This window comes from Microcoleus sp. B6-A1 (genome assembly GCF_036705085.1).
Classification (GTDB): domain Bacteria; phylum Cyanobacteriota; class Cyanobacteriia; order Cyanobacteriales; family Microcoleaceae; genus Microcoleus.
The window spans coordinates 23,775-48,969 of the sequence record NZ_JAUBTU010000009.1; the positions used below are offsets into that span (position 1 = coordinate 23,775).

23 protein-coding genes and 1 pseudogene are annotated in these 25,195 nt (G+C 45.9%); 9 read left to right on the top strand and 15 right to left on the bottom strand.

The features are described 5' to 3' along the window. Positions 1-237: 237 nt before the first annotated feature. Positions 238-1,596 carry a lipase family protein gene (locus tag QUB11_RS04975; RefSeq protein WP_333389951.1) on the bottom strand — a complete coding sequence of 453 codons (1,359 nt, stop codon included), beginning with the start codon at positions 1,594-1,596 and terminating at the stop codon, positions 238-240. Positions 1,597-1,809: 213 nt separating this feature from the next. Next, entirely contained in the window at positions 1,810-3,171 is a 1,362-nt protein-coding gene (locus QUB11_RS04980; RefSeq protein ID WP_333389952.1) for a calcium-binding protein, read from the bottom strand. Between the two features lie 344 nt (positions 3,172-3,515). Here QUB11_RS04980 and QUB11_RS04990 point away from each other — a divergent pair, with 344 nt between their 5' ends. From QUB11_RS04990 to QUB11_RS05000, 3 genes are all read left to right on the top strand, one after another. Next, positions 3,516-4,052, top strand: coding sequence for a GNAT family N-acetyltransferase (locus tag QUB11_RS04990; RefSeq protein WP_333201845.1), 537 nt, complete (start codon positions 3,516-3,518; stop codon positions 4,050-4,052). Positions 4,053-4,361: 309 nt separating this feature from the next. Then, positions 4,362-5,108, top strand: a complete 747-nt coding sequence (locus QUB11_RS04995) for a HEAT repeat domain-containing protein (RefSeq protein WP_333389953.1) — start codon at positions 4,362-4,364, stop codon at positions 5,106-5,108. A gap of 41 nt (positions 5,109-5,149) precedes the next feature. After that, the gene (locus tag QUB11_RS05000; RefSeq protein ID WP_333389954.1) at positions 5,150-6,073 is read left to right on the top strand and encodes an Rpn family recombination-promoting nuclease/putative transposase; all 924 of its coding nucleotides are present in this window, start codon (positions 5,150-5,152) and stop codon (positions 6,071-6,073) included. Positions 6,074-6,183: 110 nt separating this feature from the next. Here the strand turns inward: QUB11_RS05000 and QUB11_RS05005 are convergent, their stop codons facing one another. The 8 genes from QUB11_RS05005 to QUB11_RS05040 all read right to left on the bottom strand — a co-directional run bounded on the left by QUB11_RS05005 (position 6,184) and on the right by QUB11_RS05040 (position 11,211). Continuing rightward, on the bottom strand, positions 6,184-6,957 hold the full coding sequence (locus tag QUB11_RS05005) for a class II aldolase/adducin family protein (RefSeq protein ID WP_333201839.1): 774 nt from the start codon (positions 6,955-6,957) through the stop codon (positions 6,184-6,186). Positions 6,958-7,101: 144 nt separating this feature from the next. Then, positions 7,102-7,779 carry a hypothetical protein gene (locus QUB11_RS05010; protein ID WP_333389956.1) on the bottom strand — a complete coding sequence of 226 codons (678 nt, stop codon included), beginning with the start codon at positions 7,777-7,779 and terminating at the stop codon, positions 7,102-7,104. A gap of 176 nt (positions 7,780-7,955) precedes the next feature. After that, positions 7,956-9,194, bottom strand: coding sequence for an NAD(P)/FAD-dependent oxidoreductase (locus QUB11_RS05015; RefSeq protein ID WP_333201835.1), 1,239 nt, complete (start codon positions 9,192-9,194; stop codon positions 7,956-7,958). A gap of 24 nt (positions 9,195-9,218) precedes the next feature. Next, entirely contained in the window at positions 9,219-9,377 is a 159-nt protein-coding gene (gene rd, locus QUB11_RS05020; protein WP_242724785.1) for a rubredoxin, read from the bottom strand. 231 nt (positions 9,378-9,608) lie between these two features. Beyond that, the gene (locus QUB11_RS05025; protein WP_333135748.1) at positions 9,609-10,376 is read right to left on the bottom strand and encodes a ChaB family protein; all 768 of its coding nucleotides are present in this window, start codon (positions 10,374-10,376) and stop codon (positions 9,609-9,611) included. Beyond that, entirely contained in the window at positions 10,373-10,546 is a 174-nt protein-coding gene (locus tag QUB11_RS05030; RefSeq protein ID WP_333201833.1) for a hypothetical protein, read from the bottom strand. The genes QUB11_RS05025 and QUB11_RS05030 overlap by 4 nt, the downstream gene beginning before the upstream one ends. 3 nt (positions 10,547-10,549) lie before the next feature. Beyond that, positions 10,550-10,921, bottom strand: coding sequence for a DUF5615 family PIN-like protein (locus tag QUB11_RS05035; protein ID WP_333201831.1), 372 nt, complete (start codon positions 10,919-10,921; stop codon positions 10,550-10,552). Next, complete coding sequence (locus QUB11_RS05040) at positions 10,918-11,211, bottom strand: DUF433 domain-containing protein (RefSeq protein WP_333133391.1); 294 nt, start codon at positions 11,209-11,211, stop codon at positions 10,918-10,920. The genes QUB11_RS05035 and QUB11_RS05040 overlap by 4 nt, the downstream gene beginning before the upstream one ends. Before the next feature lie 79 nt (positions 11,212-11,290). On the opposite strand from QUB11_RS05040, the gene QUB11_RS05045 reads away from it, so the two are divergent. The 4 genes from QUB11_RS05045 (at position 11,291) to QUB11_RS05060 (ending at position 15,566) form a co-directional block, all read left to right on the top strand. Further along, complete coding sequence (locus QUB11_RS05045; protein WP_333201829.1) at positions 11,291-11,980, top strand: polysaccharide deacetylase family protein; 690 nt, start codon at positions 11,291-11,293, stop codon at positions 11,978-11,980. Positions 11,981-11,984: 4 nt separating this feature from the next. Beyond that, the gene (locus QUB11_RS05050) at positions 11,985-12,968 is read left to right on the top strand and encodes a DUF6263 family protein (RefSeq protein WP_333201827.1); all 984 of its coding nucleotides are present in this window, start codon (positions 11,985-11,987) and stop codon (positions 12,966-12,968) included. Positions 12,969-13,130: 162 nt separating this feature from the next. Further along, on the top strand, positions 13,131-14,612 hold the full coding sequence (locus tag QUB11_RS05055) for an S-layer homology domain-containing protein (protein ID WP_333201825.1): 1,482 nt from the start codon (positions 13,131-13,133) through the stop codon (positions 14,610-14,612). 279 nt (positions 14,613-14,891) lie between these two features. After that, complete coding sequence (locus QUB11_RS05060; RefSeq protein WP_333201823.1) at positions 14,892-15,566, top strand: acetoacetate decarboxylase family protein; 675 nt, start codon at positions 14,892-14,894, stop codon at positions 15,564-15,566. Positions 15,567-15,895: 329 nt separating this feature from the next. On the opposite strand, the gene QUB11_RS05065 is transcribed toward QUB11_RS05060, so the two are convergent. Then, positions 15,896-16,372: an orange carotenoid protein N-terminal domain-containing protein gene (locus QUB11_RS05065; protein ID WP_333201821.1), complete on the bottom strand. Its 477-nt coding sequence runs from the start codon at positions 16,370-16,372 to the stop codon at positions 15,896-15,898. Between the two features lie 288 nt (positions 16,373-16,660). Between QUB11_RS05065 and QUB11_RS05070 the strand changes: the two genes are divergently transcribed. Continuing rightward, on the top strand, positions 16,661-17,248 hold the full coding sequence (locus QUB11_RS05070; protein ID WP_333201819.1) for a Uma2 family endonuclease: 588 nt from the start codon (positions 16,661-16,663) through the stop codon (positions 17,246-17,248). An 86-nt stretch (positions 17,249-17,334) separates the two neighbouring features. On the opposite strand, the gene QUB11_RS05075 is transcribed toward QUB11_RS05070, so the two are convergent. From QUB11_RS05075 to QUB11_RS05090, 4 genes and pseudogenes are all read right to left on the bottom strand, one after another. Next, positions 17,335-20,496 carry an MFS transporter gene (locus QUB11_RS05075; RefSeq protein WP_333201818.1) on the bottom strand — a complete coding sequence of 1,054 codons (3,162 nt, stop codon included), beginning with the start codon at positions 20,494-20,496 and terminating at the stop codon, positions 17,335-17,337. A gap of 368 nt (positions 20,497-20,864) precedes the next feature. Continuing rightward, a pseudogene (locus QUB11_RS05080) lies at positions 20,865-21,188 on the bottom strand (hypothetical protein); the annotation flags it as partial. Positions 21,189-21,257: 69 nt separating this feature from the next. Beyond that, the gene (locus QUB11_RS05085; protein ID WP_333201816.1) at positions 21,258-22,259 is read right to left on the bottom strand and encodes a hypothetical protein; all 1,002 of its coding nucleotides are present in this window, start codon (positions 22,257-22,259) and stop codon (positions 21,258-21,260) included. Positions 22,260-22,546: 287 nt separating this feature from the next. Next, positions 22,547-22,852 carry a hypothetical protein gene (locus QUB11_RS05090; RefSeq protein WP_333389958.1) on the bottom strand — a complete coding sequence of 102 codons (306 nt, stop codon included), beginning with the start codon at positions 22,850-22,852 and terminating at the stop codon, positions 22,547-22,549. A gap of 85 nt (positions 22,853-22,937) precedes the next feature. Here QUB11_RS05090 and proS point away from each other — a divergent pair, with 85 nt between their 5' ends. Continuing rightward, positions 22,938-24,848: a proline--tRNA ligase gene (proS, locus tag QUB11_RS05095; RefSeq protein ID WP_333389960.1), complete on the top strand. Its 1,911-nt coding sequence runs from the start codon at positions 22,938-22,940 to the stop codon at positions 24,846-24,848. Positions 24,849-25,195 lie beyond the last annotated feature (347 nt).

Below are 25,195 nucleotides of genomic sequence, written 5' to 3' on the forward strand. Positions count from 1 at the left end.
ATACGGTTCAGTTAAAACTATTTATTCCTCGGAGATCCCCCTAAATCCCCCTTAAGAAGGGGGACGCAAGAGTAAGTTCTTGTCCCACCCCCTACTCCCCTTTTTAAGGGGGGTTAGGGGGGATCGAGCTTAACTGAACCGTATTGAATTAAATTGTATCTGTTGACGTTCCTACGTGGCGGCACAAAATAGAGGACACAACAATGTTGTGTCCCTACCCCATATCGGTATTGCTAACTAAATCGACCTAAAATCGCTAGCTGTAAGCGGAGTATTTAGTGTGCCGAAGAAACTGGCAAGAACTTCACCTGTGCTGACAACCTCGATCCCCGTTGAAATCTCCGTTTCAGTAATTCTCAGTTGGTTAAAGCTCAAACCTTTGGTCAAACCGATTAAATCTTCACCCTGTTTAAAGTCAATAAGTGTGTCTGTACCAGCCCCAATTCCCAGCACAAACACGTCGCGTCCAGCGCCGGCAATCAAGAGGTCAGCACCTACTCCGCCAACGAGCGTATCGTCTCCTTCTCCCCCGTTCAAATTGTCATCTCGTTTGCCGCCGAATAACTGGTCGTTACCCATGCCACCGCTGATAATATCGTTACCTCCATTGCCGATGAGAGTGTCGTTTCCCCCATTGCCAGTGATAATATCGTCCCCTGCCAAACCTGATGCTGTATTGTTGGCATCGTCGCCGACTAAATTATTAATTTGGGATGGATCGAGAGCAGTTTGCATTGCCCTAAAACTTCCAAAAAAGCCTTTTCCGGGAGTGGTTCTCAATTGCTCTACTGTGCTGCGCGATTGCAGCGCATCTCCAAATTCTGGTAATGCAAAGTCTAAGCCAGCTAACAGTTCTAAATAATCTGAATCTGTAAAAGTGAAATCAGGGCGGTTCAACTGGTCTACAGAGATTTCGGTCTGAGTCAAGCCTGGAGGTGGAGAAGTTAACAAACCGCTTTGGCCGTGCTTGTCCAAGACAAGTAGTGGGTTGATAATCGGGTTAGTAAATGTTTGAAGAACTACTTTTCCGGGTAGGAAAGCTTCTCCTCCCAAACTAACAAAATCCCCGCTAACTATGTAGTGAGTTACATTTTTCCCGGCGCCGGCTTTCTGCTTAAATGTATTGACTGTGCTCTGACTAACTCCGGGAGAATTGAAGGTGACAACATCTCCGATAGTAGAGGTAAATTCGGTGGCTGCTAGTTGCGTTATGGCGCCGCCCAAGCTGTGTCCGAGAAGGTCTGGTGGCAAGCGGCTGGGGTTTTTGGCTGTATCTTGACTGATTTGTGTCAGCCAATTTCCTAATGCTTGTTTGTTGGCTTCAAATTGGTTGAAACCGACGCCGCGCTTGTCTGCGTTGGCAAGATCGTCTGTGGGGGAGTCGGTGCCGCGAAATACCAAAACTGGCGGTTTGTCTGGGGTGGTGGAAATTAAGCCGATCGCGTGAAATCCAGTTCCGGGATCGTCAAAGGTGCGATCGATTTGGTAGCCAGCAGCGCTCAAACCTGTTTGAACTAAAGTTTGAGACTGGGGGTTGTTATCTATGTAAGCAAGTTGCTTGGCTATAGTTTCGTAAGCGGCGGGAGAAGAGGACATATTTTTTTATTTCCTGTCGTTAGATTGGGAATTAGTGTTTAAGCTACTTAATTAAGTTTACTGTAAACTCCGGTTATTAACCATATTAATGGGTCATATTTCGTTGCTTTTTAGGGGCAGATTTAGCAGGTTTTTTGTTGTATACAAAAAATTTTTTACAAAACCCTCCCCGGTTTCGCACCACCAAAACTACAAATTTTTCTAGCCCTAAAGCTATACAAAATCTACCCGCGTAAGATCGCTGGCAACTACGCCTCTGAGAGTAGCAAGAATTTCCCCAGTAACGGGGATAGTAATTAAAGCTCCGTCACCCGCTTGGGTTACTCTAATTTGAGGAAAAGTTAGACCCCGCGACAGTGTAATTAAATCTTGACTATCTTGAAAATCTACAATCACATCGGCTCCGCCGCCGGATTCCAATACAAAGCGATCGCGCCCGGCGCCACCAATTAAAAAATCGTTGCCAAACTCGCCGGAAACCAAATCGTTTCCGTCGCCACCGTCCAAATAATCGTTATCTCTGCCGCCGTACAAGAAATCGTCGCCATCACCACCGGTGATGCTGTCATTACCTCGATTGCCTCTGAGAGTATCGTTACCGCCGTTGCCGATAACTGTATCCTCTCCAGGGCCCCCCGTAGCAGTATTGTTGCGAGCGTCCCCTGATAAATAATTCGGTTGTAAGGGAGCTAAACCGTATTGCATTTGTCTGATTAACTGCACAAAAGAAAATTCTGGTGCTGTTCTCACACTCTCTGCACCGCCTCTGCTTCTGATCGCTACTGACACATTGGGCAGGGCCAAATTCATGGCAGCGATAAACTCGTTAAAATCTGAATCGTTGTTATAAGTAAATTCAGGGCTGTTTAATTGTTCTACGGAAATTTGCCTCTGCAAAAAACCCACGGGCGGAGTAGTTAACAAATTTTCAGTTCGATGTTTTGCCAAAACAGTTAAGGGATTAATACTCGGATCTGTAAAGCTTTGGATAAATACTTTACCCGGAATAAATGCTTCGCCAAACAAGCTGACTACATCTCCGCTGACAATGTAGTGAGTGACATTTTTGTTGCCGACTCTGCCGAGATTTCTCCGAAAAGTGTTGAATGTACTCGCTGATACTCCCGGAGAGTTGAAAGTAAAGATATCGCCGATCAGAGATGTGTATTCGGTTGCTACAATTTGAGCGACGGCTCCGCCCCAACTGTGCCCGATGACATCGGGCAATAATTTGCTGGGGTTTTTACCAGTATTTTGACCGATTTCTGTGAGCCAATTTTGGATATTATCTTTGTTCTTTTCAAATTCAGGTACACCAATGTCCCGCGAGTCGGAAAAGATAGCGTCGCCGTCGATGAAGTCTGTACCTTTAAATACGAGGGCGGGCGGGTTTTCGGGATTGGATGAACCGAACCCGATCGCATAAAAGTTGGTTTCGGGGTCGTCGAATATGCGATCGATATAGTAGCCATTAGTATCTAGGAAAGTCGAAACTTCATTTTGCGCGCTCGGCTTTTGATTCAAAAAAACAATTGATTTAGCTAGAGCTTCATAAACAGCAGGCGAGGCACTCATAATATTATATTTTCTGTTTGTTGGTATTGGCGGCGATCGCTCCGGCTTGAGCTAAGTGTCCAATTAACCATTATAGCTGACAAGATTTGTATGGTACACTTGATAATATCAACTCAATAATCAAGTTTTTGCAGTTATGGCAATCATTCGTCAATACATTGCTCCATTTATAGCGGTATTAGTATTTTTCGCGGCTCTGGTAGCAGTCAGTGCTCGCATCTTTTTGCCTGGTGACATGGCTGCCCCGGCACCGATTGAGGAAGCGATCCCCCAAAAGCAAGCGGCAGTAGTGAACCCAATTTTCTTGGGGCTAAATTATTCCGCTTTCCGTGTCCGCTGAGTTGATGTCTGCTCAACTAATACCGGGCTACTGGCTGCGATCGGGATCGGGACTCGATCGAGCAAAACTGGTAAAGTTTATGCACCGGACATACCAAGAGCTTTACCCGGAGCGGGAATTGGGACATTTGGCTCAAACTGTCGAGCAGTATTTTTCTAACCAGACGCCGGTTTGGTGGGTAGAGTGCCAGAAAAACACCCAGGAAGAGGCAGAAATTTTGCCGGCGCTTCCCTCGCAGTATCTCAATCCCCAATCTCAAGCCCAAAATCTGACATCGGTTGTCGGATGTTTGTGGTTGGGAAATGCGATCGACCAAACCACCGGAGAACGCTACGCTCACATTTTTTTGCTGTACGTAGCACCGGAACATCGCCGTCTAGGAGTCGGTGCAGCTTTAGTTATTCATGCTGAAAATTGGGCGCGGGAAAGGGGCGATCTGCAAATTGGTTTGCAAGTATTTCTGAGCAATCAGCCGGCGGTGAATCTCTATCAAAAATTAGGCTATCAAAGTCATTCCGTCTCGATGCTCAAGTCTCTTTGAAAAATAAATTCTACTGGTTTGGAATCAGGGCTAAAGTCCTGATTCATCCAAATTATGAGGACTGAATTCCTCACTACCAACTTAAGTAAAAGCAGAGATATTCGTTTGTAGTAACTCATATGTTGCACCATTCTCAATTAGCCTTTTATGAACAGGCTTTTCGGGCTGTTCCACAAAAGATAAATTTTCTTCTTGTGGAACAGGCCGGAAAGCCTGTTGCTGACAATGGTGCAATATCGCGCGCACCCTACAATTATTGACTGCTGACTGAGTTGCTTAGGAGCATCCTCTGTGCGGTAAAGTTTTTTTATGAACAATAACGACTACTCCAACGCCCTTGATACTGACACGGAACTGGAAAGCCCTTTGGATCATTTTGACGAATCCGAACCCCCGCTGCCAGATCCCGATGAAATGCTGCCAATGCTTGCATCCCCGGAACCTCAGCACCGGATGATTGCGGCGCGGGCTTTTTGCGAACTGCAGGACGATCGAGCAATTTCGCATTTAATTAATTTATTGAGAGACGGTTGCCCCTTGGTGCGAGTCAGCGCGGCTTATGCTTTGGGGCGAAATCCGAGTCCCGATGCTGTGGAACCGCTGATTCTTCAGCTTAACCGCGACTGGAACGGTTACGTTCGCAAAGGGGTAGTTTGGGCCTTGGGAAATTGCAGGGACCACCGCGCTTTGCCATCTTTAATTGATTCTCTGAAAACTGATATTTCGGCGGTGCGTTTGTGGGCGGCGAGTTCTCTGGGTCAAATGGCAAAAGTTGGTTACTATGTGGTGATTGCGGCGATTCCGCCGTTGATTGAAGCGCTGCGGGGAGATGCTGTGTCTGCTGTGCGAAGTAATTCCGCTTGGGCGATCGGGCAACTGGCGCGAGAATTGCCGAATAATATAGTGTACGCTGGGGCGATCGATGGTCTAATTGAAGCTTTAGAAGAAGATGAAGACATGGGCGTGCGGGAAGATGCTAAATCTTCACTTTTGCGAGTTGGCGACCCGCGCGGATTGCAGATAATTGAAGATTTAGAAATGGAAGGAATTTTGTGATATAATTATCACATTGAAACACCATTTACTAATTATCAATTATGAATTTCATCAACCCTAAGACAGATTTTGGTTTCAAAAAAATCTTTGCTTCGCCCCAGAGCAAAGAAGTTTTGATTAGCTTCCTCAATGCTATGCTCTACAACGGAGAGCCGACAATTAAAGACTTAGAAATCATAGATCCCTACGCCGCGCCTAGCGTTACTGGATTAAAAGACACTTACCTGGATGTCAAAGCAAAAATTACGGGCAACAAAACTGTAATTATCGAAATGCAGGTCATCAATGTAGAAGCTTTTACTAAGCGCGTCATATATAATGCAGCCAAAACCTACGCCACTCAACTCAAACGCAGAGAAGGCTACTCAAAATTAAATCCTCTCATTGCTCTCACAATTACGGATTTTATCCTGTTTGAAAATACCGAAAAGTTTCTCTCACATTTTGTATTTAAAGAAGTCGAAGAAAACTTCGAGTATTATAGAGAAATAGAGTTAGTTTTTGTTGAACTACCAAAGTTTAACAAAAAATTAGAACAAGTTGAAAATCTGATTCAAAGCTGGATTTATTTTATAAAAAATGCTCCTGAACTGGAGGAAATACCGGATAAATTGGCGTCAGTACCCGAAATTCAAACAGCTTTTAACATTGCTAACAGGTCTACCTTAAACCTTGACGAGTTAGCATCATTAGAAAAGCGGGAAATGTTCTTTGAAGACCAACGCGGTGCTGTTATTAAGGGGATGCAAGAAGGTCGCCAAGAAGGTCGCCAAGAAGGTCTAATTGAGGGGCAAACAGCATTAATTCTGCGTCAAATCGCGCGGCGCACTGGCGAAATCCCACCAGAAGTTCAAACTCGCATCCAGCAGTTATCTCTCGAACAATTAGATGATTTAGGAGAAATCTTGTTAGATTTTACCAGTCAAGAGGATTTGATAGCTTGGCTGGAATCCGTGTCAGCATAAATTTATAAATTTTTCACTTCTGATACTAAATCCGGCTTTAATACCCCTTCATTCTTTATTCGCCGCAGGCGGACGGTGTTTGTGTACTAGCGGTTTCAACCGCCGAGTTTCTAATCTAATAAGTCAGGTTCCCGACGCACTATCATGTCATAAAGCGGTTGAAAGCTAAACCATCCCATGCGGTGAGACCCTACTTGCTGCTGTGTCAAACGCGCACATTCCGGCTTGATGAGAATGGGTTTTCCTGCTGCTTCGGCCATTAACTGCGCTTGACAAGAACGTTCCATTGCAATAAACCACCAAGCCGCTTCATCTACTGTTTGACCTACTGTTAACAGTCCGTGATTTTGTAAAATAATCGCTTTTTTCTCACCTAAAGTTTTGGCGATGCGTTTAGCTTCTTCGATTTCCAAAACAACTCCGGTGTAATCGTCAAATAAACTTTGGTCTTCATAAAAAGAACAAGCATCTTGCGTCAGCGGGTCAAGCAGGCGGCCCAAACTCGACCAACTTTTGCCGTAGGGAGAATGAGCGTGGGCTGCTGCAATTACGTCGGGGCGGGCGCTGTGCACTTGGGAATGAATGGCAAATGCTGCTTCGTTTACGGGTTTATTTCCTTCAACTACTTCGCCTTTGTGGTTGACTAAAATTAGGTCGCTGACTCGAATTAAACTAAAGTGCATTCCAAAAGAATTAACCCAGAAATGGTCTAGGTGTTCGGGGTCGCGGACGGTGATGTGTCCGGCAATTCCTTCGCTGAATCCGAAGCGGGCAAATAATCGGAATGCGGCGGCTAAACGCTGTTTGCGGTGGCGGCGTTCTTCTTCAACTGAGTTGAATGTTGGGGGTTGAATGGTGACTTTGGGGATTTTTATTGCAACCATAGATTTGGGAATTGGGAATTGGGAATTGGGAATTGGGCATTGTTGACTGTTGACTGTTGACTGTTAACTGTTAACCGTTAACTAATGACTACTGACTACTGCCAACTGACTACTGCCAACTGACTACTGCCAACTGACTACTGACTACTGACTACTGACTTTATCTTCGCTGAGACGCAAACCTGCGATGTTTTTGCAGTCAAAGGTGGCGTTGTTGCCGGGGTGGCGCTCGATTAATTCGATGATTTGTCCGGCGGGGTTTTGCAGAAACCACTGAGTTAATGAGCCGTAATCTAAAGCTCGATCGGACAGGGGTTTAAAGTTTTTATTTTGCCATATTTTAGCAGAATTCTGCACGTTTTCGACTCGAAGCGCGACGTGGTGGACTGCTGTTAATCCTCTTTCTTGCTGGAAGCGGTTTTTTTGGTCGCCCGCTGCGTGGGGCGCATCTAATACTACTAAGCCGCCCGCTGGCATTAATAAGGTCATTAAATGCAGCCACAAATCGGAGGGAACGTTAATGTTTCCCGAACAAAAGTTAATTGGGAACAAGTCTGGGCCTTCAACTGTTTTGGCGTCGAAGGGGCGGAAAGATGCGGCGTAGTTTTCGAGTTCGGTTCGGCTGGGAAATGTGATGACAAAGTGGTCGATCGCAACTTGTTCGTCGTACAGGTGTGTTTCAAACGTCCAGGTTGTTAAAAATTCGGGAGTGATAAATTTGGGGTTGAATTCCAGCAAGCCATTTTTTTCGATGAAAGGTGAGTCAAGATGGCCCTCAAGGTTGCGATCGAACTTTAGGGTTTGTAGATTCAAGTTTTTCATGTATCTCACCCGATGTTAACTTCGCAAAACTGCGAATTTTGTCTACAAGCTGAAGTTGACACACATTTGGTGCGCCTTCATTCAAAAATAACACAAAATTTAATACAGGCAAGCCGATCGCGCGCTCGCAACTCCCAAACCTTTATAGAGCAAGTATTCCCCAATCTAAAATCGTATCATTTGCCGATCGCGTTCCCCGCCAACCACGCCGTAGTCCAGGCACTTTGGAAATTAAAACCGCCCGTCACGCCGTCGATATCCAAGATTTCGCCAGCAAAGAAAAGTCCGGGACAGCGGCGGCTTTCCATTGTCTTGAAATCGACTTCTTTGAGGTTGACACCGCCGCAGGTGACGAACTCTTCCTTAAATGCGCCTTTTCCGGCAATCTGATATTCGCCTTGAACGAGTTCTAGCAGGAGGCGATCGAGGATTTTGTTAGATAAGTCGGCCCAGCGTTTTTGCTCGTCAATGCCGATCGAACTGGTCAAACGTTCCCAGAGGCGGCGCGGCACCGGAAACGGACAGCTAGAGACAATCAATCGGTGCGACAACTGCGACTTCACCGCTAGCAGTTGCTGCCGCAAAACTTCCGCATTGTACTGGGGAAGCCAATTAATCAGCACAGATGTTTTATAATGGCGATCGTGCAAAAATCTCGCACCCCAAGCCGAAAGTTTGAGTACAGCAGGCCCACTTAAACCCCAGTGAGTAATTAGCAAAGGCCCGCTTTGTTCTAATTTAGCCCCCGGCAATTTCACCTTAGCATTAGGAACAGAAATTCCGGCTAAATCTTTGATTCTGCTGTCGGAAATATTAAAAGTAAATAGAGAAGGAACAGGCAGTTCTACAGTATTACCTAACTCTTTTGCCCACTTATAACCCGAAGGATTGCTGCCTGTAGCGAGAAGAATGCGATCGCACTTAAAACTCTCCCCAGATTTCAACTCAATTTCAAATGTAGGGGCGGTGCCCCCGTGCCCGCCCTCCAATGTTAATTTCTTTACAGAAACTACTGCATCACCGGTGCGAATTTTCACGCCTGCATCCTCAGCAGCGCGGATCAAACAGTTAACAATTGTCCCCGAATCGTCTGTGGTCGGAAACATTCGCCCGTCTTCTTCGGTTTTCAACTTCACACCGTGACTGGCAAACCATTCAACAGTATCGCGCGGTTGAAATCGAGTAAAAGCACCGCGCAGAGCTTTTCCACCTCTGGGGTAATTCTGCACTAAAACGCCCGGATCAAAACAAGCGTGAGTAACGTTGCAGCGCCCGCCGCCAGAGATGCGAACTTTGGCCAGGAGTTGCCGGCCAGCTTCTAGTAAAGTGACGCGGGCCTGTGGGTAGGTTTTGGCACAGGTAATTGCACTAAAAAAACCTGCAGCACCACCGCCAATGACTGTAATTTTGAGCATTCGATCGGACAAATTTTTTCTCGCTTATTCTGGTTCAAAATCGGATTTTGCCGCCCCGCAAGTGGGACAAACCCAATCGTCGGGGATATCTTCAAAGGCAGTACCGGGATCTATGCCTCCGTCGGGGTCGCCTTCTGCTGGATCGTAGACGTAATTGCAAACTGTACAAACGTATTTTTGCATTTGCTTAACTCAATTTTATATCGTAAGCCTATAGATTGTACTTGACAACGCAACCTAGTGCAATACCACTTTCAAAAACTCATGAGACTTTCAGCCATTCCCCAATGATTAAAAATTAAGTTTTTCACAATTATAAAATCTCAAATCTCAAATCTCAAATCGTAAAAGCCTCCAGAACCGCAGTTCTAGAGGCTTGATTGTATTTTTTATTAGTTTGCTGCGATTGCAAGACTAGACTTTGGCTAAAGGCTTCGTCCAAACGCCGTTTTCATCTTCTTCGTACTGCTGGTGAATGGCGTTCCAAGCGGTGTGTTCGGCTTGTATCGAGTCGTTGCTTTCATCAAATGCGGCGTTGTAGGATTCCATAAAGGTTTTTTGAGCTGCTTCCGACAGGTGCGATCGCACTTCTGGAGACAAATCTGCCGGACTATTGCAGCGACCTTTGACGGCGCGCGGCAGCGTCATCTCGCTAACTGAAACTTCTTCGCCACCTGCACTTTCTAGCAAGAGTTGAAATTCGCCCGATTTATCTGCGGGAACTTCTGCCATCACGAGAAATTCGCCTGCTTCAACGCGGGTTTGATAGATAGTTGCTTTGTCTTCGGGCATTCCCAAAGCGACTAAAGCGGAAACTAGACCCGCACCGGCCGAACCTGCGATCGCGCCGCTAGCAGCACCCAACAGTACCGCACCCAGCGGGCCCGCCGAGACTACTGCACCGACAAAGGGAATAAACAGCACGCCGACGCCTGTTAGCAAACCCAAAAAAGAACCGAATAAGGAACCAAAAATCGCCCCGCTTCGCAGACCGCCTAAAATTACATCTTTTTTAGTAATAAAGCCGGCAATTTTAGTTTTAGACTGAAAGTTTTTTCCCATTACTGAGATGTGGTCGCGGGAAACTCCGCGATCGAGCAAGCGCCGAATTACGCCGTCTAATTGTTCTTCTTCCTTAAATACGGCTGAAACTGTGCGTTCGGCTAAATATTCCTCTGTCATTGTTCCTCCTTGATGGTTTTTCGATTAGTTATGCTGGTTTTCAGTATAGGAGGACACCGCAGGGCGATCGCATCAACCGCGAGATAGAGGTCGATGCGATCGGACATAGTTTGAGGCTCTATCAAAAGAGTTAAGCAAGTTTTTAAGGGCGATCGCTCATCTATTACCAATAGTTATTCATCTCTAATATAATTCCCCAAATATTCCAGTTGATTTATCATTTCCTCGGCTGACTTAGCCGCCATTAGATTCAATATTCCCCGCCACTGAGCGCCTACTGAGTAATTTTGTCTAGGTACAACAATAATTCCTGAATGAGTTCTTTTTTGTTCAGCAAAAGTTCTGTGCAAACGGCAGAAATCTCCCATGTTAGAACTGTAAATGACGCGCCCTTGCTCAGTTGCCCAGATTAGCTGCTCCTCATCTGAAGAGCTAAGTTTATTCGCGTCTGAGGTAGTCATCACCTCTACAGCAGAATTACGCAAAGATTCTACCAACGAAAGGTTGCCAGAATCTTCATCAATATAGAGACGAATTTGACTCACGATAACTTACCTGCCATGTATTCAGCTTCCCAATACTTGCACTCTTCGTAGTACGCTGCTATCTCCGCCTCAACTTCATCTTTATTAGCGTGATAATAAGCCAAGCCTGCATAAATTTGTGCTAAGGTCAAATGCGGAAATTCTTCAGCAATTTTTTCAGGAGTCATTCCTGCTTTGTAGTCAATTGCTATGCTCCGAACGGACATTCTTGTACCTGCGATGCGGGGGAGGCCGCCGCAAGTTCCCGGCGTGCGGACAATTAGCGTTCCAATATCAACGGCAGTTGTCATATTTACCTCGATTGAGTTAACTTTATTCTATTGTAACGCAGCTTCATTTCTACCCGATCGCATTTATCAAGGTTAATCAATGCCACTAGCACCCCTGTTTCCTGTCGTTCATCCCATCCTCAAATCTGCTTTTCCCAGATGTCTGTGGACGGGAGATATCAACAGCCGAGAAATTGCTCTCACATTTGACGACGGGCCGCACCGTCAGCACACACCTCAACTGTTAAAAGTTTTAGACAAATACGACATAAAAGCTAGTTTTTTCTGGCTAGGCTTTTGCGTGGACAGGCATCCCGAAACGGCTAAAGAAGTGTACGATCGCGGACACTGGATCGGCCTCCACGGCTATCAGCATATATCGTTTCCCAAACTCAAAACCCACGAACTAAAACAAAGTTTAGAAGACACGCAGAAAGCAATTGCCAAAGCTTGCGATTTAGACCCAAAATTAATCCTGGACGTGCGGCCACCCAACGGCATTTTTACGCCGCGAACATTAGAGTTATTGCAACAGTGGGAATATCGCCCTGTAATGTGGAGTGTCGTCCCGGAAGATTGGGTGCGACCGGGGGTTAAGAAAGTTATTAGTCGCATCGTGCAGCAAACTGAAAACGGATCTATTATTGTACTGCACGACGGCTATTGCGGCGGCGAAGATGTTGCAGATTCGGCGGATAAAATAATTCCATTGCTTTTGTATAAAGGTTACAAATTCGTGACAGTCGATCGACTGTGGGAACAGGCTAACATTCAAATAACAGGAAATTAAATCCATGAAAAAAATACAGTTTATTGCATCTCTTTGTTTGGTAAGTGCCGGATGGGCGATCGAGCTTTCTCCTGCTTCCCTAAGTGCTGAAACTCCACTTCTAGTGCAGCAGCCATCCAGGGGTGTATCCGCGCCTGCCCCCAACCCGAAAACCCCGCAAGTGGTACTGCTAAATCCGGGAGTAGAACCCCGACAGCAACTGCGTTTAAAACCAGCTATCGATGTCAAAGAAACAACTGTTATGACCGTAAAAATGGATATGGAAATATCCGCATTGGGTCGGTCTTCGCCTGTGGCTAAAAGTCCAGTATCGGTGATGACTTTCGAGACAAAAGTCACTAAAATTGAGCCCAACGGCGATATTCACTACGAGTTTGCTTATACTAACGCAGATATCACAGGCGATACTGGAAATACCCCGCCAGCCGCCAGAGATGCCATGCGTTCCGCACTCAAAAGCATGGTCGGAATGAAAGGCTCTTTCATCATGGACAATCGCGGTTTTAATAAAGGAGGTGACATTATTTTGCCCGAAAAAGCGGACAACAACCTCAAACAAATGGTTGGACAAATGTCTAAGTCTCTAGAGCAACTTGCCTCGCCGCTGCCTGCCGAAGCAGTAGGAAAAGGAGCCAAATGGCGCGTTTATTCTTCCTCTGATTTCGGCATGAATGTGAATAACATTGCTACCTATGAATTGGCTAGTTGGCAAGATGGAGTTGCCTCTCTGAATGTAAGTATAGAGCAGCAAGCAAACCCTCAAAATATTACCTCTCCCCAACTGCCTCCGGGAACTACCTTAACCCTAAAATATTTTGCTTCTCAGGGTCGGGGAGCAGCCACAAGGCGCTTGGATAGATTAATGCCTTTTCGGTCTACTGAGTCTGTTAGTTCAAATAGCGAAATGAGTGCTAAAAATGCTGGCAGTTCTCAAGAATTAACAATCACAACAAAAATGGCGATGGAGATGACTTTAGAGTCGAAGTAAGCTTTATTATAGGAACTCGAAAAATTAGGGACACGGCACTGCCGTGTCCTTAGTCGCCGGTAAAATTTTAATAAATGGTATTAAATCCGGTTAATATACCTGATATTATATAAATTTTCCGAAAGTTTCGATCGCCAATTTGTAAGTAGAGGAGTCTGTTCTATGATTCGATCGCACAGATGGCAAGCTATCATCGGTTTACTGGTAGCCCTGGGGATAATCATCGGGAATTTAATGTTTCCGGGTCTGAATGTAGCGCCGGCATTTGCTCAACCCAAATTTAAGGATGTTAACGACCATTGGGCGCAAGCTTGCATAGAGGAGTTAGCACAGAAAAAAATTATTAGTGGCTACTACGAAGACGGCACTTTTCGCCCGAATCGCCCCGTCAGCCGCGCTGAGTTTGCGGCGATGGTTCGCATGGCTTTTCCCGATGCCAAAACCGTCCGCGCTCCGATCGACTTTGCAGATATTCCTACAAATTACTGGGGTTTTAAAGCAATTCGAGAAGCTTATCAGACGGGTTTTATGTCTGGATACAGTGGCAGTATCTTTAACCCCACTTTGAATATTACCCGCTGGCAGGCTTTGGTAGCTTTAAGCAGCGGCTTGAAATATACACCTACGGGGCCTGCGGCTGAGATTTTGGATGCGACTTTTGAGGATGCGCGGGATATTCCCGAACTGGCCAGAAGTGCGATCGCCGCCGCCACAGAAAAACAACTTGTGGTCAATTATCCTGCTGTTAAACAGCTAGAACCTACTCGGAATGTTACTCGCGCCGAAGTCGCAACTTTTTTCTGTCAGGCGATCGCCAAACCCGGCCGAACTGCCTTAGTTCCTGCCGAATATATCGCCCAAATTCCGGCGAATATCGGCCCGCCGAGAACAACAGAAATCTCAGAAGCGGGGAAAGTTCGGGCGGAAGTTTCTTTCGTAAAAGAAGCAGAAAATGCTAAAAATCTCCGCATCAGAATTATCCGCGACGGTAAAAGTTTATTAGAAGAACCAGTGCTGATTCCGACTCGTTCTCTAGTAGATAACCCCGACCAAAGAGCCAGCGAAGGAATATCAGAAGGACGTTTTTTATCGCTACGAATCCGTGATTTAGACGGCGACAAGGAACCGGAAGTGCTGGCAGATTTAGTGTCAACCAAAAGCGGCGTCCGCTGCTGCAATTATTCGTTTATTTACCGCTACGACTCGGCAACTAACAAATACACTCATATCAAGCATTTCTGGGGCAATGTGAGTTACGAAATAGTCGATTTTGGCAAAAATGATATCCCAGAGTTTAAGAGTCAGGACGGCAGATTTTCCGAGGCATTTACAAATTACGCTGATTCTCGCTTTCCGTTGCAAATTTGGCAGTACCGCCAAGGTAAAATGCAAAATGTTAGCAAAGAGTATCCGGTGGAAGTATACACGAATTCTGCTGAGCTTTGGCTGGAATCTAACAAGCGTTTGAGTGAAAATGGGGAGGTGAAAGGGGTTTTGGCTGCCTTCATGGCGAACAAGTATGTCATGGGCCAGGAGGCGGAAGGTTGGCAGTTGTTGGAGAGGGTTTATCAAGGACGCGATCGCTCTCAATTCTTCGGGAAGTTGCGGGAGTTTTTGGTAAGTACGGGTTATGCTAGTAAGTAGATTGGCAGGTTTTTAACCGCAGATTAAAGCGGATTAACGCTGATAATATCTGTAGGGGCGGGTTTTACGAATAATATCTAATTCCTACTAACAATATTACTAAACCCGCCCCCATACAACAGATAACCCACGTCAACTATTCATCAAATTAATCGTCACATATTAATTTGTTTAAATAAAGTAAATTACTAACAACTTGTGAAGAAATACCAAAAATAGTTGCTTTTTGAAGCGCCAAGCTAAAATAAATATAAAAGCTCATAAATTTAATCACTGAAAATGGTATATCCATCTGCACCTTGGAATCTGCAAGGTTATGCTGTTGAGACTTTACAATTGGTAGATGTGGCACGAGTGCGCCCCTTGGTTCCCTCTGAGTTAGAAATTGTCTCTTTATTGCCAGGAAAAACCCTAGGTGGCATTTATATATCGTCCTACGGGTTGGGTTCGGTGATGGAGTACAATGAGTTAATTGTAGTGAGCGCGATCGCCAATTATGCAGGAAAATGGGGCGCTTGGATTTCCCATATTTACGTAGACAATCCTAACTCGGTAGCCGGCGGGCGCGAAATTTGGGGACTTCCTAAAGAATTAGCTCAATTTAGTTGGGAAGGTAGCGATTCGGTAAAGGCAGCACCGCTAGGCTACCGCGTCACAGTTAGCCAAGGAAACCGTCAACTGTGCAGCCTCAATTACAGCCAGCAAAGCTTAGCCTTACCGCTGCCTTTTAGCGGAAATGTTTTCAGCGCTGACAGCAGCAATTTGCTGTTGTTTAAAGGAGGATTAGAGTCTCGCATCGGTTTGATTAAAGGCGAATTAGAAGTGGCAGAAGAAAGTCCTTTTGCCAGTTTAAACTTAGGTCAGCCCTTGCTAACATTTGCCTGCGAAGATATGCGTTTAACAGTCGCTGCGCCGGAAGTTGTGGGAAACAGAGCCGTTGAATTCAGTTATTAGCTGTAAAGTGCGGATCTTCGCCGTAAACCTAAAAAAACACAACAGCCAGAAACCCGGTTTCTTGAAGAAGCCTGGTTTCTGGCGCGGCGTATTAGTTTGAGCTACTTACTAATCTTTTTGAGAACTTAAGCTAATCCGCATTTAAATTGCATGGTAAAATAAATTTTCACTCTTGTGGGGTGGGCCGGAAAGCCCGCCCTCAACATACAATATAAATGCACACCAGCTTACGCATCAAACGGCGCAAAAAACCCGGTTTCTTCCTAGATGCGTCGTTACCACACCCAATATTCTCCGAGAAACCGGGTTGTTTTTCGTAAGTCCTATTTTTAAATGCCAGCCCCCGGAGCGGCTTCAGCACCCATTTCTAAAATTGTACCGCGAAGGAAATCAATTTGCTGCTGGAAGTCCATGCCCTCAATCTTTCCTAATAAAGATTTTCCTGCGTCGGGAAGTTGATAGTCTGGAGGGACAGGAATAATAGTTCCTTCGTCCATTCCTACTGCTAGAAAATACCAAAAAGCCAGTTTCGTTTCAGGGCTCATCGAGCCGTACATCCGGCTGATTTCGGTATTGGCTTTTGAGGCAATGTCGCGCATTACTTGTAGTTGTTCTTCGTGGGGCAGCGGCTTGACTTGCTCGAACAAACCCTGAGCGATTTCGGAACCGGAAGCACCGGGAGCCGCTGGCGTTATTGACTTGCCCATTTCGGTGTAAACAAACCACAGCAAACCTAATTGGTCGTCTACACTCAACTGCTTAATATCTGCTTTTCCTTGGTCGTAAGCACTGGTAGTAAAGGTCATTCAAGCCTCCAAAATAATATGTATTGCTCAGTTTTCTTATTTTTGAGAAAACTTTTGTTTGCTACTTAAGTTAAAGTACCTAATAAATAGTGATGCTAGAATCTTGCTTAAGACAGAGATGATCCCGGACATAAGTTCGGGGAGTAAATTCACCAAAGTTGGGAAAAAGTGCAACCAAAGGATGAGGAAAATTTGACAAGATTGTTGTTAGCGGCTCTCATGATTAGCATTGTTTAGCCGATCGCCGATCGCCTATAATCGCAACATACCTGTATTGAGGTGGCTGTTATGTCGATCGCAACTGCAAAACGCTTCACCATAGCGGAATATCATCGCCTCACAGAACTGGGGTTCTTTGGTGAGGACGATCGAGTTGAGTTAATCAAGGGAGAACTTGTGAAAATGGCAGCTAAAGGTACCGCTCACTCGGTTTGCGAGACACGCTTGGAACGCGAGTTATTTAAGCTGCTGGGAGAAAGGGCGACACTGCGGGGACAACAACCTATTATTCTGCCTGATGACAGCGAACCAGAACCCGATCGTGCGATCGTCCAAAATCGCCCTGACGACTATCTATCCTCTCACCCCTGTCCAGGGGATATACTGTTGCTGATTGAGATTGCAGATTCTTCTTTGAGTTACGACAAACAGGTTAAGCTCCCCCTTTATGCTGAAGCCGGAATCTCGAACTATTGGATATTTAATTTATTACAAACTTGCTTGGAATGTTACAGCGATCCGTATCAGAATGCCCCTGGCCAATTTGGTTATCGCAGGACGCTGATTTTTCTGCCCAACGAGTCTGTTAATCTGCCTTATTTTCACGACTTGGCGCTCGATTTATCGAGAGTATTTCCGCCAACTATAGAATCCTGAAGGACTCTGATATTATTCCAAAGAAAATAGGCTGGCAAAACGCCAGCCTAGAATCAGGAGAACTTTATTTCAAACTCGTTGAAAATCTAGCTAAACAAACCCGAAATCCCGTTAACTGCTATTGCTCCAGCCAAAGCCGAAACAACCACAGAAGTCAGAGCCGTACCGAACAGCCACCAAGCTGCTGCTGCTGCCGCTTCGCGCGCATCTTCTGCTTGCTGCTTGGTCTTTTTCTTGAGCTGTTTGATGCGTTTTTTGGCTTCATGTTGCAGGCGTTCCGATCGCAATAAAACGCTGTCCCTGGCTCCTTCCATTTGGTCAACAATTCGGTGAGCGTCAGTCTCGGAAATATCGGAACGAGAACTCAGCAGGGCAACTAAAGTACCGCGATCGAACTCACCTAAACGCTCTTTAATCGCATCAAATCCGGCCTGCGGGTCGTCAAACACTTTGCGTAAGTCCCGCTTGATGCCTTCGTAGTTGAGCTCTGGTCGATCGAGGGAATTGAGGTAATCCCGGATTTTGCCGAAAATACCATCCATTGCTGACTGAAACTTGTCCTGAACCATTTGAACTTGTTCGACAATTTGGTTGCGGACAGATTCAATTTGGTCGGCAATTTTGTTTGCTTCATCGAACGAGATATCTTCCCGCTGCGACAGCAATGCTACCAGAGTCGATCGATCGAAGTGCTTCAGGCGATCGCCCAAACTTTGCATCCCCATTCCCGGCTCACTAAACAGCAACTGCAAATCGCGTTTGATGCTTTCAGGATTGAGTTCTTCCTTGTCCGTATTCCGCAAGTAATTTTCCAAACTTCCTTGGAAATCGCGGACTGTTTTTTGAGCGCGAGAGGCCAAGCGGCGGGGCGATTTCACGATGCTGCGAATCGAATCTTGCACGCGATCGATCGTCCGATTGATCTGTTCTTCGCTCAAATCTTCCCGCTGCGACAGCAACTTGACTAAAGTTTCGCGATCGACCTGAGAAAGTCTGTCCCGAAGTGCCAAAGCACCCTCTTTCGGATTTTCAAACAATTTAGTCAAATCCCGATTGATGGCTTCTGGATCGAGTTCTTCCAGGTTTGTATTCCGCAGGTAATCGCCAATTTTTGCAGTAACTTCCTCGTACTGCTGCTTAGCTCTATCTGCAACTATTTGCGGCGCGTGGATAATGTTGTCGCGCACAGATTCGATTCGGTCGATCGTCTGATTGATCTGTTCTTCGCTGAGGTCTTGGCGCTGTGACAGCAACTGCACCAGCGTATCGCGGTCGAATTGAGATAAGCGTTCTCTCAGCGCTTTGAATCCGGCTTCCGGGTCGTTTAACAGCGTTTGAAACTCGCGCTCGATCGCTTCGGGATTGAGTTCTTCCTTATTAGTATTGCGGAGATAGTCTTCTACCTTTTGTCGCAATTCTTGCGCTTTCGATTGCGCTTGCTCTTGCAATTCTTGAGCTTTAGAAATCACGCGATCGCGCGAACCTTCGAGCCGCCCGATTAACTGATCGGCTTCCTCTGGACTGAAATCTTCCCGCTGACCCAGCAACTGCACCAAAGTATCGCGGTTAAACTGCGACAGGCGATCGCGCAAAGCCTCAAAACCAGCATCCCGATCTTCCAAAAGCGCTTGGAAATCCCGCTCGATACCTTCAGGATTCAATTCCTCCTTGCCGGTCGATCGCAAATAATTCTCAATCCGACTCCGCAAATCTTGAGACTGTTCTTCACCAGCAGCAGCTTGCACAATTTCCAACACTTCTTGTCGGACACCTTCAAGCTGTTCGGCAATTTCCGTCACCTGTTCAGGAGCAAACCCCTCACGGCGGCCCAGAATCCCTACAAAATAATCGGGATTAAACATTTCTAACTGACGCAAGACAGCCCCCGGAGAAGCTTCCGGGTCGTAAATCACATCCCTAAATTCCTGCTTGATTGTCTCCCGGTTGAGATGCCAAGGTTGGGCATTCATCAAGTAGTTTTCCACATCAGCCTTAGCTGTATTGAAAGGCAGCGCAGGCACTTTATCGCCCACCTGAGAAGCAAAAGATTTAGCTTTTTGAGTCCCTTGTGCTGTCAGTTGTTGCAACTGACCAGAGATTTTTTCAACATCCAAATCAGACAAATCCGTCCGCGACAAAACAGTGCCGACAAGAGCTTCGACACCCAACTGCATCGCTCGCTTCATTCCGCCTGAGCCCGAGCCCGATTTGTTTTCCCTACTTTCCAGAATTTGAGACAGCTTGGCGTTGAGTTCGTCAGACTTCAGCAAATCGGGAGCCGCAAACTTGAGAAAATCAACCAACTCTAAATTCGGGTCTTTCTGCTCTTGCTGCTTGCCGAAAGTTTGCTTCCAAACGCCTTCGAGTTGGTCAGCAACTTGAGTTATTTCCTCTTGAGAAAAGTCTGTGCGACTCTTAACTAAATCCACAAAAGTCTGGCGGTTAACATTCTTCAGAACGTCGCTTCCCGCAAGAGATTTGATATCTGCATCGCCCAGCAACTTTTCAAATTGACCGCGAATTTCCTTAACATCTAGTTTCGGTAACTGCAAAGAACCCACATAGTCTTGCAGTGTTTCGCGAATGCTATCCGGGTCTACCGCCGAACTCAATTCGCGGCGGACAGCAGCCACAGATGCCTCTACAGTATTGACCATTTGGTCGCTGGCCATCTTGCCGCCGATCGCAGCACCAGCAGTACCCATGAGCCCTTGAACGCCTGAAAAAGCAGTTTTTATCAAGGAACCGATCATGGAACCGACGGCGCTAGAACCGAGCCACACCAGGGTTAAAAAGTACGCAGCCCAGATGACCACACCAATAATTGCCGCTCCGTCTACGCTGGCAATTGAAGTTAGTTTGACTGCCAAAAAACAAGCCAAAAATAAAGCCAGGTTAACGGTGACTAAAATCCAACCCCCGACTAAACCTTCGATTTTCCGAACTTTCTTGCCTATACTTTCGGACTCATCATCATCATCGTCATCGTCGGGTAAAGCCTCGTCCCAATTTGATATCTTGGCGGCGATCGAGAAATTTGTTAACAGGAATTGGAAGCCGAAAGCCATAATGACTCCGGCGATTAAGGCCACGAAAAACTGAGGGCTTAAAAACATCAGCCCTCCGATATCGGGGTGGTCAAATGGCACATCTATTTCTACTGGCATTTGTACTGGCATTTCTACTGGCATTTGGCCCCTATCGAGTTTTGGAGTGTACAGCGACATTAATAACTCGCTTTGAAACATAATTTACCTCCTTAATTTTTATGCCTAACTCGGCATAGCGAAAATTGCCCCCAACTTTTTTCTAGGGGTGTTTGTAATCTTTAGATGAGGTTTTGTTTGGGTTCGGCTTTATCTTACGGAAGGCCTTATTAGTGACATTGGGATGAGTGGTAAATCAGTTCTATAGTGATCTCATCCTTACTGCTTATTATGGCTCTGGAAGCTAAAAAATAAATCCGTCTAAAGTCAGAAATTACTTTTTAAGGGATTGGTAGCAGCAGAGTTCGCATAAAACTGGCAAGTTTGAGGCGGGAGCAATCCCCACCAATTATCAATAGTAGTAAAGTGCGATGTGATGCACTCTACATATCGTAGAGTGCGCTACCGATTTAGGATTCCGTTGGATTTTCAGGCTCAAAACGAGCGAGTAATTCCCGGCGATCGAGCTGCATAATCAGTCGCGCGATCTCGATGGGTTCTAGTTGAATCAAAGGGTCGATTAGTTGGGATAATTCTTCATCAATCTCGCCAAAATACACTTCTAACATACTCTCAACTATCGGGCGTTTACTTTGCTGAATACCTTGCTGAATACCTTGCTGAATACCTTGCTGAATACCTTGCTGAATACCTTGCTCGATACCTCGTTGAGTTGCTTCTTCAAGTCGTTGTAAATAGAGTGGTGACAGTTCCATCATTAACTCCCGATTTTCTAGATATATAATAATAAATAGTAAAGTGATATTTAGCGCCCCCTACCTATCGTAGAGCGCGCTGCTGAGTTAGGATTCCGGTTGGTTTGTATCTTCAAAATGAGCTAGTAATTGAGAGCGATCGAGCTGCCTAATTAGTCGCGTGCGATCGAGGGGTTCTAGCTGAATCAAAGGCTCGATTATTTGGGCTAATTCTTCATCAATCTCGCCAAATTTTAGTTGTAGGAGACTCTCAACCATAAGGCGTTGAGCGCGCTGCATAGCTTGCTGCATACCTTGCTGAATACCTTGCTGCATACCTTGCTGGATACCTTGCTGAATACCTTGCTGGATACCTTGCTGGATACCTTGCTGGATACCGCGCTGAGTTGCATCTTCCAACCGTTGCAAGTAGAGGGGTGACAGTTCCATAATTAACTCCCGATCTTCTCGATCTATGTCTTGACGTACTTCTAATATCGTTCGCAAGTTGTACAACAATTCTAACGCATTCAACCGAAAGACATTATCTGAGGGTAACTCTCTCAATTCGGCAATAGCTTGCTTCTGCACGTTTCCCTTCCCTAAAACTCTCAGCCACAGGGTTTCTGGAGTCCGGGGGAGTTGGTGAATGGCAATAATCGCTGCTTTCAGAGATGGACCCATAAAATAAACTCCACTTACCCAATTTTCCGGTTCGGGAATCGCTCGAAATCCAGCTAATATCGTGTCGGAAACAGTCGGCGACAGTATCCAAAGTTGGGGCAAGTCTGCCTCTGCAATCCGGGTATTTTCTCTAGCTGCGGCGCGTTCAAATTCGCCGTGGATATCGAAGAGTTTGCCCAGACAACTGCGAATTTCTCCGATTTGGACGGGGCTGCGGAAGGGTTCAAATACAGCGGGTTTTACTGCAATTTGACCCAAAATGCCGAGGGCGGTTGCTTCGACTTCCGGTTCTGCTTTCGGGGCAAATAAAACGTCAACCTGCCTTACTTCTCCAGCAACATCCCGGCTGGTTTCTACATTACCGAGAGGGGTTAATAGTTCTTTCAGATACTGTTTGGCAAATTGATCATGAATAAATCTGGTCATGCGATTTTAGATTTTAGAGTGGGAATTAGTTACTGGATATGGGTTTGGCGCTTGCCTCAAGTTGCATTGTTTTTTGAATCCGGTCAATCCATTTTAGATTTTAGATTTTAGATTTTAGATTGAAGCATTGATCCCACGGATAAATACGTTCGGCAAGTTTCATCGGATACAGGTTTTTTATTTCTGGACGGATGAATCACGTGGCGGGTATCCTGGATGCTGTCGGTCATTAGAATGTAATTGCGCGTCATTCAACAAACATGATATCAGGTGCGCCGCAGCGTACCCTACGAATTTTTGCCGCAGCATTTACCCTCACAGTTGCGAATGCTGCGAATACAGCCGTACTCCTCGAAACGTTGACTGTGTTTGCGAACAGTAGGATAGGCCAGTAAATATAAGGGAATTCCGATTAGTTTGTAAAGCAATCGACCAGCAGCATGAACAATATCCCAAATTTCGCTTAAATTAGGTTCTCGAACAAATTCTCCTATTTCATCTTTTAAGGCAAGCCACTGAGATTGCACAGTAGGAGAGTGACACTTATCAAAGACTGCCATACCTTTTTCATAGTTTTGCCAAATTTTATTCATATATTTAATCAAATCGGGCTTAGTTCTGATAATATCAGAAGTTGATCTAAAATTACACTCATCCGGTATTTTAAGGAAATCAGCCATGCGACTATCTCAAATGCTTTTTGTTACCCTGCGCGAAGACCCGGCAGAAGCAGAAATTCCTAGCCACAAACTATTACTCCGTGCCGGATACATCCGGCGCATCGGTAGCGGAATTTACGCTTATCTACCTTTAATGTGGCGAGTTCTCAAAAAAGTATCTCAAATTGTGCGCGAAGAAATGGACGCTACCGGCGCTCAAGAATGTCTCCTCCCGCAATTGCAACCGGCCGATTTGTGGCGGGAATCCGGCCGCTGGGACACCTACACTCAAGCTGAAGGTATTATGTTTGCGATGACAGACAGGCAGCAGCGAGAATTGGGACTGGGCCCAACTCACGAAGAAGTAATTACTACAATTGCTAAAGATATGATTCGTTCCTATCGGCAATTGCCTGTACATCTATATCAAATCCAAACTAAGTTTCGCGATGAAATTCGCCCGCGTTTTGGGTTGATGCGCGGTCGCGAATTCATTATGAAAGATGGCTATTCTTTCCACACTAACGAAGAAAGCCTGAAAAAAACTTATCAGGATATGGCTCAAGCTTACAGCAATATGCTGCGACGATCGGGCTTGCAATTCCGAGCAGTAGATGCTGATTCTGGAGCAATTGGCGGCTCTGGTTCTCAAGAGTTTATGGTGTTGGCTGAAGCGGGAGAAGATGAAGTTCTTTATACTGAAGATGGTCAGTATGCAGCTAATGTGGAAAAGGCTGTATCGATGCCTGCTGATGTGGAACCGTCGCCCTTTGCAACGTTTGAAAAGCGGGAAACGCCGGGAACTGAAACAATTGATAAACTTTGCAAATTTTTGAAATGTTCTCCGACGCAAGTTGTCAAAAATGTGCTTTACCAAGCTGTTTACGACAATGGCATCACAGTCTTGGTATTGGTAAGCATTCGTGGCGACCAAGATGTTAATCAGGTAAAGTTGCTGAATGAATTGACGAAGTTAGCGGGAAATTATCAAGCTAAAACTGTTTTATTTCTGACTGTTCCCGATGCGGAAGCTCAGCGGAAATGGGCGGCTAAATCTTTACCTCTCGGTTATATGGCTCCGGATCTTGCTGATGATTATATCGCCTCCAACCCCCCCCAACCCCCCCTTACCAAGGGGGGGCAAGAAGACTCAAATCCCCCCCTTACCAAGGGGGGGCAAGAAGACTCAAATCCCCCCCTTACCAAGGGGGGGCAAGGGGGGGTTTCTCCCAAGTTTTTGCGTTTGGTCGATCGCACTGCAGTTGACCTGACCAACTTTGTCACTGGTTCAAACGAATCAGGATACCACGTGGTCGGGGCTAATTGGGATAAAGAATTTCCGCTACCAGCAACGGTTGTGGGTGTCAGAACAGCCAAAAAGGGCGATCGGGCAGTGCACAATCCCGAACAAACCTTGCAAAGCGCCAGAGGCATCGAAGTCGGCCACATCTTCCAATTAGGAACCAAATACTCCCAAGCAATGGGCGCTACCTACACCAGCGAACAAGGCGAAGAAATGCCCTTTATGATGGGCTGCTACGGCGTCGGCGTGTCGCGGCTAGCTCAATCGGCCGTAGAACAATCCTACGACAAAGACGGGATAATTTGGCCAGTGGCGATCGCCCCGTATCACGCCATAATTAGCATCCCCAATATTTCCGACGCCCAACAAGTAGAAGTCGCCGAAAAACTCTACGCAGAACTCAACCAATCTGGCATTGAAACCCTACTAGATGACCGCGACGAACGAGCCGGAGTTAAATTCAAAGATGCTGATTTAATCGGCATTCCCTATCGCATTGTTCCGGGTCGTTCGCTGAAAGCAGGAAAAGTTGAAGTTGTAGAAAGAGCAACTCACCAATCACATGAAATTCTCATTGATGAAGTTAATTCTACTTTAAAACAGTGGATTGAAGCCGCCATCAACTAAGCCTTTATAATTGGTAAGGTGCGCGCACCGCGCACCTACATTTAGGCTCGCAATGTGCCCGGTGTAAACCCTACATTGCGAGCCTCTTGGGAGCATCTCACTTTTTCAGCCCAGCTAGAAATTGGAGTTGGGAGGCAGGAGACAAGAGCAGGAGGCAAAATGCAAGAGAAAAGAGGAAAAAAGAAGGAGCCACAAGAAGTGTTTTTACAAATATGAGATGCTCTTCCCTCTTCCTTCTTCCCTCTCCCCTCTTCCTGACATCCATTACATCCATTACATCCGTTACATCCGTCGAGCGAATCCGTTGCCGAACTTCCTTGAGATGTGAAATTCCCTAAAACTTAAAA